Raw genomic sequence first — 9,018 nt, forward strand, 5'->3', positions numbered from 1 at the left:
GTATTCATTGGCATATATTAAAAACTTTGTTTCATATTCTGCTAAAAGTTGAGTAAACATTTGTATAATTGGAATATGGACTTCATATATATAGTTTTTAATGCTTTTCCCAGTAGCTCCTTTTATATGATCCATTTCTGCAACATCTACTAGTTTTTTAGCTACCTCTTCAAGTTGATTATACCAATTGTCTATTTGGTTGAGAATATTTTGTTGTACCGATTGTAATTCCTCATATTTAACATGATATCTCATAGCTACCCACCTCATATAATATATTCTTTCAAAGATATATAATAATGAAGTCATTTTGTTGATGGAGATTTCCATTATCATATGACATATTATACCATAGTAGAGTTACTTATACCGTTTAATCTTTCCAACAAATTCCTCCCTTTTATTTCAGTCTTTTGATGTTATTTGTAGAATTAAGTAATAAAGGTTGATAAAATATTAAGTGTAAAACACTTTAAAATATGATATTATATATTAAAATAGAATTCTAGGGGTATTTAGGTATTATTGGAGAAATAAGTAGAATTAAAGGATATATATTAGAAAAGGGGAGGTGCGTATCCTTGGTAGCACGAAGTCTAAAAATACATATTAAATATAATGACTTTAGAAACCAGGGGATATTATGACAACACTAATTTATGTATTAATCATTCTAGGAATAGTATTCCTACCAACTAATATTCCAGGGCTTATATTAGGTGCATTGTTAACCTTACTTGGAATAGCTGTTAGAGTATATAAAATTCAAATAAGTATGAACACTGCATCTTTAATAATGATAGTTGCCGGACTAATTATAGTAATTCAAATGTTTTTAAACTTGAAAAGAAGTAGAGGATAGAAAACATATGGTAAATAGTCAAAGCTATTTACCATATGTTTTCTTATTTGCTATTAAAAAAGATTATTATGTAGCTGTATAATTAAGGGCGGTGCTAAAATGAAAAAGAACAAAGTCTTAGTTTTCACAAGAATTCTTTATACACTATTCGCAATTGGAACAATAATGTCACTTTTTATTGTTTATAAAGATATAGATAATGATTTTGCTTTTAAATTTGTAGTGGGATATGTCTTTTTAACTTTTTTCTTTATTATATGTATTTTATTTATTACTATTTTAAATTTAGGAAAGTTAAAATGGACCGACATGAGAAAGAGAATATCTAGCTTTATTATTTCATTTGTTACGCTTGTTGCTTTGAGCTATGGCTTTGATTATCTATTTAGACCTACTAAAATTGATTTATATAGAGTCTCTTCAAATGCTTTGGGTTTAGTATTTGGGATATCTTTTATTGATGTTATATTCTTTAATAATCAAGATAATTGAAGCAGTTTAAGTCGTAACATTTATAAACTGTATCTTATATGTAAATAATATTTGAATTCTATTCTAAAATAGTAGTAGATTTTCTATAAATTACACCTTTATTAATTTTCTAGATGAAGTTGATCCTCCAAAAATTTCAGATGAAATTATGAGCCAGTTAGAAGAGGCAATGGATTTTTTGGACAGATGAAAGGATTGCTGAGACAGAGGAGAAGAAACGAGAAAGCATAGAAAATCCTGAAAAATTTTTAGAGGATTATTCAGAAATAATTGAAGAATACTAAGGCTTTAAGGAGTCTGCAGAATACCAGTCTTCTCCATATGGGGAGCTAATGGAAGCCATGAAATCATTTGGAGAAACTAGTGGTTATAATGATATATTTATTCCTGCTATGAGAAGATTATCTCCATCCTATGAGGAGTATTATCAGAATTTAATGAAGGCTAATGAGATATTTGTAGAAAGATTTTTAGGTTTCACATAAAACTTTTGTTTAAACTCATTTAATTAAGGATATTTAAATAAAGAAACAATAATAGAATTTTCTATTCTATGGATAAAAAATTTAATATTAAAAATTTACGGTAAGAATAATCTTACCGTTTTCTCATTCCTATGGTAATATTTAATTGTAGGTAAGATATTTTTCAAATAAAATTAATATTATAAGCATGTTTGCAAAGTTATTTATGATGTACAATATCTTTGAGGTGATTAAATGAGAATATTTTTATTAGAAGATGATGAAACTCTAGGTTTTGGAATAAAGGTCTATTTAGTTAACAATGGCTATGATGTAGTAATTGGTAAATCTTTAAAGGAAGCTAAAGAAAACTTTACTTATGATTTTAATTTAATTCTTTTAGATATAAATTTACCAGATGGGACGGGTTTTGATTTCTTAAGGATATTTAATATAGAATCTACACCAGTAATATTTTTAACAGTTAATGATTCTGAGGAAGATATAGTAAAGGGACTTAATATCTCTGATGGATATATAACAAAGCCTTTTAAACTCCCAATATTAAAAGCGAAAATAGAAAGTGTTTTAAGGCGAGTAGATGGAGCAGAAGAAAAGTTAAACTATAGAGGTTTAATATTAGATGAAAAAAACTATAGATGCGTTTTAGATGGAGAAGATATAAATTTAACTTTAAAGGAATATGAAGTTTTGAAACTTCTTCTTGAAAATAGGGGGAATACCTTAAGTCGAGATAAGATTTTAGAAATAATTTGGGATATGGATGGAGAGTTTGTAGAAGACAATACTCTCTCTGTTACAGTTAAAAGGCTTAGGGAAAAACTAAAGGATTATGGCTATGTAGTAGAAACTGTTAGGGGAATTGGCTATAGATTTGTGAGGGATTAATATGAGTTTTTTTATAATGGTATTATTAATTGTAAGCCTTTTAGTAAAGGGAATGGATAGATATTTTTATAGTACAATTTCAAATATCCTAGATATTAAAGGATTTAATAGTGAGATTACTTTAAAATCTTTAGGATACTACAATGAAAGTATATTTGTTCATAAGATATATGGAATTTTACTTATTCTTATTGTTTCTATAATCATATATGGAATATATATACTATTTAATAGAAAAAAAGATAAAGAACTCAGGTCAAAAATTAAGGAATTGGAACAATATTTAATAAGGATAAATAGTGGAGATTATTCTATGGAGATAAAAGAAGATGATGAATACAGCATCCTGCGAGATGAATTATATAAGATTATAGTAAATTTAAAATCTTTAGAAGAAGAATCTAAAAGACAAAAATCCAATTTAAAGAAAGACTTAACAAATATAGCCCATCAACTTAAAACACCTATAACCTCAATAGGATTTATGGCAGAGTTAATTAAAACAGATAAAGAAAATACAGATATATACTTAGAAAAGTTATATTTGGAATTAGATAGACTTAAAAACTTTACAGAAGTACTTTTAAAGCTATCTAAAGTAAATTCAAATACTATAGATTATAAATATGAAAAGCTTTCCGTAAAGGAAATAATAGAAGATATAGTAAATAGTTTAAATAGAGATAGAAATGTTAAAGTAGAGTATATTGGAGAGGATTTTACAGTTTTAGGAGACGAAGTTTGGCTTTATGAAGGATTTTTAAATATAATAAAAAATTCCCTAGAACATACTTTAGATAAAGTTGAAATAGAGTTTGTATCTAATCCAATATATAGAGAAATAAGGATAAAGGATAATGGAAAGGGATTAGAAGAGGAAGTTTTAAAAAGAATTTTCGATAGGTTTTATAGGGGAAATACATCTATACCCGGCTATGGAATAGGTTTAAATCTTTCAAAATCAATAATAGAAAACCACAATGGAGAAATAAATGCATACAATGATAGCGGACTTACATTTCAAATTAAATTTTATAATGTCACTTAGATGTCATCTTCATATTATATCCTTTAGCTATAGGAGGTAAGAATATGGAAATATTAAAAATCGAAAACTTAAAAAAGACCTATGGTGAAGGAAAAACAAAGGTAGAAGCCTTAAAGAATATCAATCTAGCTATAGAAAGAGGTCAAATGATTGCTGTAATGGGACCAAGTGGTTGTGGAAAATCTACTCTTTTAAATTTAATTTCAGGCATAGATAAACAAACAGACGGAAATGTAATTGTAGAAGGTAGCAATATATCAGAGCTGGATGAAAATAGTTTAGCACTTTATAGAAGGAGAAAGCTAGGAATTATATATCAGTTTTTCAATTTAATCCCCAATCTTTCAGTGGAAAATAATATAAAACTACCTATTTTAATGGATAATAAAGAAGTGGAAACAGAATATTTTAAGGAACTGGTAAATAGTTTAGGGATTGATGATAAATTGGAAGTCTTTCCAGACAAATTATCAGGAGGGCAGCAACAGAGGGTGGCTATAGCTAGAAGTTTAATATATAAGCCAAGTATAGTTTTGGCAGATGAGCCGACAGGAAATCTAGACAAGAAAAATTCTAAAGATATAATAGAACTTTTCAGACTATCCAATTTAAAATATAAGCAAACAATGATAATAGTAACCCATGATGAAGAAGTAGCATTATCAGCAGATAGAATGTTCAGAATGGAAGATGGCCTTGTTATAAGTGACGAGGTGATAAGATGAATATTTTTAAAGAATATATTAAAGGAGATATTAAAAACAATAGGAAAAGTTATAATTCAACAAGAATTACTATATTTTTAGCTGTATTAATCTTATCTACCTTTGTATTTGGAGTATTCTCCTATTATAAATCCTTTAAGGATATGCCAATTGATAATATGGGAGGAGCACAATTTAGAATTATAAGTACAATCTCAAGTCAAGATGCAAATAATTTAGTTTCAAATAGGCATATAAAGAAAATTGGTTTTTTTAATACAAAAGAGCTCGAAGAAGGGTTTGGTCCTAAAGAGAAGACTAAACTTTTTAAAATGGATGATAATGCAATGTCTACAATGGAGTTCTCCTTAAAAGAAGGAAAACTTCCTAAAGATGGACAGGTAATGATAAGTGATGATATGGCTAAAGAAATAGGTAAATATTTAGGAGATAATATAGAAATTGAAGATAAGATATACCACATATCAGGTATATACTATGATGCAATTCATGGGTATCAAAACTTCTATAATATATATTTAAATGTAAGCCAAAGAGTCCTTTTAGAAAGTGGCAAAGAATTATCACCTTTTATATGGTATAAAAATATATATAGAACCTATAATTTAAGTGAAGAAATTATGGACAACTTGGAGACTAAAGATGTTACTTATGGTTATAACGATTTATATTTAAATAGGTCCTTCGTTATTGACCCAGAAAAGAATTTATTAAAGGATTATACTAACCATATTCTAGTATTTGTTCTATTTATAATATTAATAATTCTTTTTTATTCAATAATTCTAAACTTATTTCTAGTTCAAGAATCAAAATCTATTATGGAATATTCAAAGCTTAAATCTATTGGGGCTACAAATAAAGATATAAGTAAAATAATAAGATTAAAGATTATGTATATATCCCAGATACCAATAGTATTAGGAATGCTTTTATCTCTTGGATTAGTAAAGATATTATTTTTAATTATAAATTCAGTTGATAAATATTTTTCTGGTGGAAAAGATTTATATTCAATATATATGCATTTGGATTTAAAATTAGATTTTAGGCTTGTTTTATTCGTATATATTCTAAGCTTTTTAATAATATATATAGGAATTAAAAAGCCAATCAAAAAACTTAAGAAAAATTCTATATTAGATGGATTAAAGGGAAATATTAGAAATAAAAATTATAAAAAGCATGATTTAAAATATACAGGAAATATAGAAAAAGACCTTTCAAAACAATTTTATAAAAATAGTAAATATAATTTTAGATTTACAGGTATAACTTTTAAAATAGGTTTTTTATTAATGGTATTTGTAATGGTGGCGATTACTTATTATTCTATGGATAAAAAATATAATCGTGTAAGTAAATATGAAACATATGATATTCAAGGTGAATATGCAACTTTAAAGCCATTACATGAAGATTTTATAAAAGAAATTAAAAAATTAAATATAGAGGATTTAGTAAATTTCAGAAAAGAAACTGTATTTTTAGATTTTGATCCTAATATGGTTTCAAATAAATATAGGAACACAGATAGTTTAAGTAGTTTAGGAAAAGAAATAGGGTCTTTTGAAAATATGAGGGTAGAAATCTTTGGTATAGAAGATGAAAAATTTAAAGAATTGGCTTTAGAAAGAGGGTTTAACCCAGATGATTATGTTGGAAATAAAGCTATTCTTTTAAATACTATGGGAGATGATTTTAATATTCCAGTATCAGATATGAAAGATATAAAATTTTTAAAAGACGATGTAAATGAATTATCTCTTTCAGAATATGAAAATCTTATAGAGGTTAAGGGGACTAAAACTAAGGGGCATGAATTCACTTTAAACGTAGAGGATAAAATAGATACCCCCCTATTTGATTATACTTTTATGAAATATTGTTTAAATGTATATATGCCTAAGTCTCAGTATATAGAACTTTTCCATAACTTTTTAAGAATAGGAGATCTAGATCAATATGAATATATTTCAGTTAAAACTGATAATATAGAGGAAATTCAAGAGAGCATTAATAATATGTCAATGGAGTATTTTAAGGTAGATGACTACTTTTTAGAATCTAAATTAGATGAGAAAAACTTAGTCAAGAAAAGAAATATAATAGGAAGTGTATTGGCAATTTTCTTAAGTCTGTTTTTTGTAGTAGTTGGATTTTCAAATTCCTATTTTTCATTCTATAACCTATTTCTAAAGAGAAAAGATGAATTTTTATTATATAAATCCATAGGAATGGACAAAAAATTATTAGAAAGTATATTAGAAAAGGAGAAAAAGAAAATTTTATTTAGCTTTATTTTCTCAATGCCTTTTATAGTATTAGCTATTACCTATATAATGTCTAAATTATTTACGATATTTAGACCAATAGATTTTTTATTAAATTTAAACTATTTATTTATTTTAGTTATTATAGGATATATTTTGATAATATATATTGCTATATCAAAGATTTACAATAAGTATAAAAAAGAAATTATAGAAGGGTAGTCTATGTAAGTTCATGTAATGCTCATCAGTATAAGGGGGGTACATCTGTTGTTTAGAAAAATTAAACGAGTATTTTTAGTCATATTACTGGCTTTAATTATATTAATTACATTAAGAAGGATTCCATTTCTAAGTCTTAATTTCAAATCTTCAGAAAAGGTTATAGTAATAGATGCTGGACATGGAGGCAAAGACCCAGGAACTACCGGATTTAGTGGTAATTATGAAAAAGATATTAATTTAGAGATTTCTAAAAAACTAAAGGAAAAATTAAGGTCAAATGGCTATAAAGTTATTTTAACTAGAGATAGTGATGAATATGTAGACAATCTTTTAAGGGCAAAATTGGCAAATAAAAAAAGAGCTAGGGTATTTATTAGCATACATGGTAATGCTATGGAAAATAATAATTCTACAAATGGGATTCAGGTACTTTATTATCCAAATAGAGAAAGTACTGTTGGCGATTTAAATAATAACGAATTGGCACAAATTATGATGAATTCACTAATTAATAGAACTGGTGCTAATGATAAGGGAATAATAGAAAGAGAAGATTTAATTGTACTGAATCAGACAAAGATGCCAGCTGTAATAATTGAATGTGGGTTTTTATCTAATGAAAATGAAGAAAAACTTTTGCTAACGGATGATTATAAAAATAAGATAGTGGATTCAATAATAGATGAATTAGAAGAATATTTTAGCTTGAATTTAAAGGACTAGCTTAGGCTACTCCTAACACTTGTCCTCCTTTAATAGAACTTTAATCTTAATCTTTCTCTGCTCCTGCTTGCGGGGAACGTGCTATAATAATGACACGGGCATAAAGTGTAGATAAATCAATGGGTTTGGGGTTCTATCCTAAGAATATCATAACTAATACATAATAAGTTTTCCTAAATAAGGAGAACTTTATAAGAGGAAAAGGAAAATAAGATTCAAACATTATATAATATATATTTTTTGACATAAGATATAGTTAAGATTGACATTTGGTATATACGGGTATATACTAAATGTAAGAAGTAATTTAAAAAAAGAGGTGATTTGGATGAAACTTAATTTAGCTAAATGGGGTAATAGTGCAGCTATTCGTATACCAAAAATAATATTAGATGAATTAAACATAGATAGTAACAATTTTGAAAATATAAGTTTTAATGTTGATATAGAAGGAGAAAATATAATATTAAAAAAGAAACAAGAAAAAACAAAATTTGAACTTTTAGCTGAACAATCTAAGGGAGAAAAATTAAATCCAAAATTAGATATAGATTGGGGAAATCCTGTTGGGAAAGAAGTGTGGTAAGAATAATGATTAAACTAGATAAAAATGACTTCAATAATTTAAAGTTTGGAGATATAATAAAAATTAATTTTTCACCATCTAAGGGCCATGAACAAGGGGGATATAGACCTGGACTTGTAATATCGGATCCTATTACACAAAAAGAACTAAATGGAATAGTAACAGTAGTTCCAATAACAAATTCAACCAGCACTTTTTTTACCAGAATAAATTTAGATGAATATAACATTCAAACTAAAGGTGATATTTTAATGGATCAAATCAAAGTATTGGATTTAAGTGAAAGACCATATGAATTTATAGAAAAGACACCTAAAGAAGTATTAAATAAGTGCAATATTATTTTTAATGCAATTTATGAGAAAATGTTAAACTCTTGTTAACGAGTTGAAAAAAGCATAAAATTAGTTTCTCTATGACACACTATTTATATTAAACGTTTTACCATGAACAACATAACACCTTATTTTCCCAAAACAGCAAATAACTAACTACCAAGTATGACCCTTCGTGTCAAAGTAATGACATGCATAAATCTTAAGAATTCTAAAAAACATTAAATGTTACTAGACATGGTAAACAACAGACTTAGAGAAGATAGACATAGATTAAATCTTCTCTAAATTTTTATCTAAAATTATGTAAAATAGCAAATAAACCTACAAAAACCTCACTTTCTATCTGACCCCGCCTGTGGGGAGCGTGCTATAA

At 26.6% G+C, this 9,018-nt stretch carries 11 protein-coding genes; 10 read left to right on the top strand and 1 reads right to left on the bottom strand.

The genetic code is table 11. From position 1 onward, the window contains the following. A partial coding sequence (locus tag VK071_00690) for a T7SS effector LXG polymorphic toxin (GenBank protein ID HLR33832.1) occupies positions 1-255 on the bottom strand: 255 nt, incomplete at its 3' end. 388 nt (positions 256-643) lie between these two features. Here VK071_00690 and VK071_00695 point away from each other — a divergent pair. From VK071_00695 to VK071_00740, 10 genes are all read left to right on the top strand, one after another. After that, positions 644-862: a hypothetical protein gene (locus VK071_00695; GenBank protein ID HLR33833.1), complete on the top strand. Its 219-nt coding sequence runs from the start codon at positions 644-646 to the stop codon at positions 860-862. Positions 863-961: 99 nt separating this feature from the next. Then, the gene (locus VK071_00700; GenBank protein ID HLR33834.1) at positions 962-1,354 is read left to right on the top strand and encodes a hypothetical protein; all 393 of its coding nucleotides are present in this window, start codon (positions 962-964) and stop codon (positions 1,352-1,354) included. A gap of 332 nt (positions 1,355-1,686) precedes the next feature. After that, entirely contained in the window at positions 1,687-1,839 is a 153-nt protein-coding gene (locus tag VK071_00705) for a hypothetical protein (GenBank protein ID HLR33835.1), read from the top strand. Positions 1,840-2,073: 234 nt separating this feature from the next. Next, the gene (locus tag VK071_00710) at positions 2,074-2,727 is read left to right on the top strand and encodes a response regulator transcription factor (protein ID HLR33836.1); all 654 of its coding nucleotides are present in this window, start codon (positions 2,074-2,076) and stop codon (positions 2,725-2,727) included. 1 nt (position 2,728) lies between these two features. Next, positions 2,729-3,775 (top strand): HAMP domain-containing sensor histidine kinase, encoded by a 1,047-nt coding sequence (locus tag VK071_00715; GenBank protein ID HLR33837.1) that lies wholly within the window; start codon positions 2,729-2,731, stop codon positions 3,773-3,775. A gap of 44 nt (positions 3,776-3,819) precedes the next feature. Next, positions 3,820-4,500 carry an ABC transporter ATP-binding protein gene (locus VK071_00720; protein HLR33838.1) on the top strand — a complete coding sequence of 227 codons (681 nt, stop codon included), beginning with the start codon at positions 3,820-3,822 and terminating at the stop codon, positions 4,498-4,500. Further along, a complete protein-coding gene (locus VK071_00725) occupies positions 4,497-6,995 on the top strand; it encodes an FtsX-like permease family protein (GenBank protein ID HLR33839.1) in 2,499 nt (832 codons plus the stop codon). Before VK071_00720 ends, VK071_00725 begins: the two co-directional genes overlap by 4 nt. A 48-nt stretch (positions 6,996-7,043) precedes the next feature. Further along, positions 7,044-7,721 carry an N-acetylmuramoyl-L-alanine amidase gene (locus VK071_00730; protein ID HLR33840.1) on the top strand — a complete coding sequence of 226 codons (678 nt, stop codon included), beginning with the start codon at positions 7,044-7,046 and terminating at the stop codon, positions 7,719-7,721. 328 nt (positions 7,722-8,049) lie between these two features. Then, positions 8,050-8,307 (top strand): hypothetical protein, encoded by a 258-nt coding sequence (locus VK071_00735; protein HLR33841.1) that lies wholly within the window; start codon positions 8,050-8,052, stop codon positions 8,305-8,307. A gap of 5 nt (positions 8,308-8,312) precedes the next feature. Next, complete coding sequence (locus VK071_00740) at positions 8,313-8,690, top strand: type II toxin-antitoxin system PemK/MazF family toxin (protein ID HLR33842.1); 378 nt, start codon at positions 8,313-8,315, stop codon at positions 8,688-8,690. The last annotated feature ends 328 nt before the right edge of the window (positions 8,691-9,018 follow it).

The organism is Tissierellales bacterium (genome assembly GCA_035301805.1).
Taxonomy (GTDB): Bacteria; Bacillota; Clostridia; order Tissierellales; family DATGTQ01; genus DATGTQ01.

Bases quoted from the DNA above. Each gene is read 5' to 3' on its own strand.
- VK071_00695 (HLR33833.1), top strand. From the start codon at position 644: ATGACAACACTAATTTATGTATTAATCATTCTAGGAATAGTATTCCTA.
- VK071_00700 (HLR33834.1), top strand. From the start codon at position 962: ATGAAAAAGAACAAAGTCTTAGTTTTCACAAGAATTCTTTATACACTA.
- VK071_00705 (HLR33835.1), top strand. From the start codon at position 1,687: ATGGAAGCCATGAAATCATTTGGAGAAACTAGTGGTTATAATGATATA.
- VK071_00710 (HLR33836.1), top strand. From the start codon at position 2,074: ATGAGAATATTTTTATTAGAAGATGATGAAACTCTAGGTTTTGGAATA.
- VK071_00715 (HLR33837.1), top strand. From the start codon at position 2,729: ATGAGTTTTTTTATAATGGTATTATTAATTGTAAGCCTTTTAGTAAAG.
- VK071_00720 (HLR33838.1), top strand. From the start codon at position 3,820: ATGGAAATATTAAAAATCGAAAACTTAAAAAAGACCTATGGTGAAGGA.
- VK071_00725 (HLR33839.1), top strand. From the start codon at position 4,497: ATGAATATTTTTAAAGAATATATTAAAGGAGATATTAAAAACAATAGG.
- VK071_00735 (HLR33841.1), top strand. From the start codon at position 8,050: ATGAAACTTAATTTAGCTAAATGGGGTAATAGTGCAGCTATTCGTATA.
- VK071_00740 (HLR33842.1), top strand. From the start codon at position 8,313: ATGATTAAACTAGATAAAAATGACTTCAATAATTTAAAGTTTGGAGAT.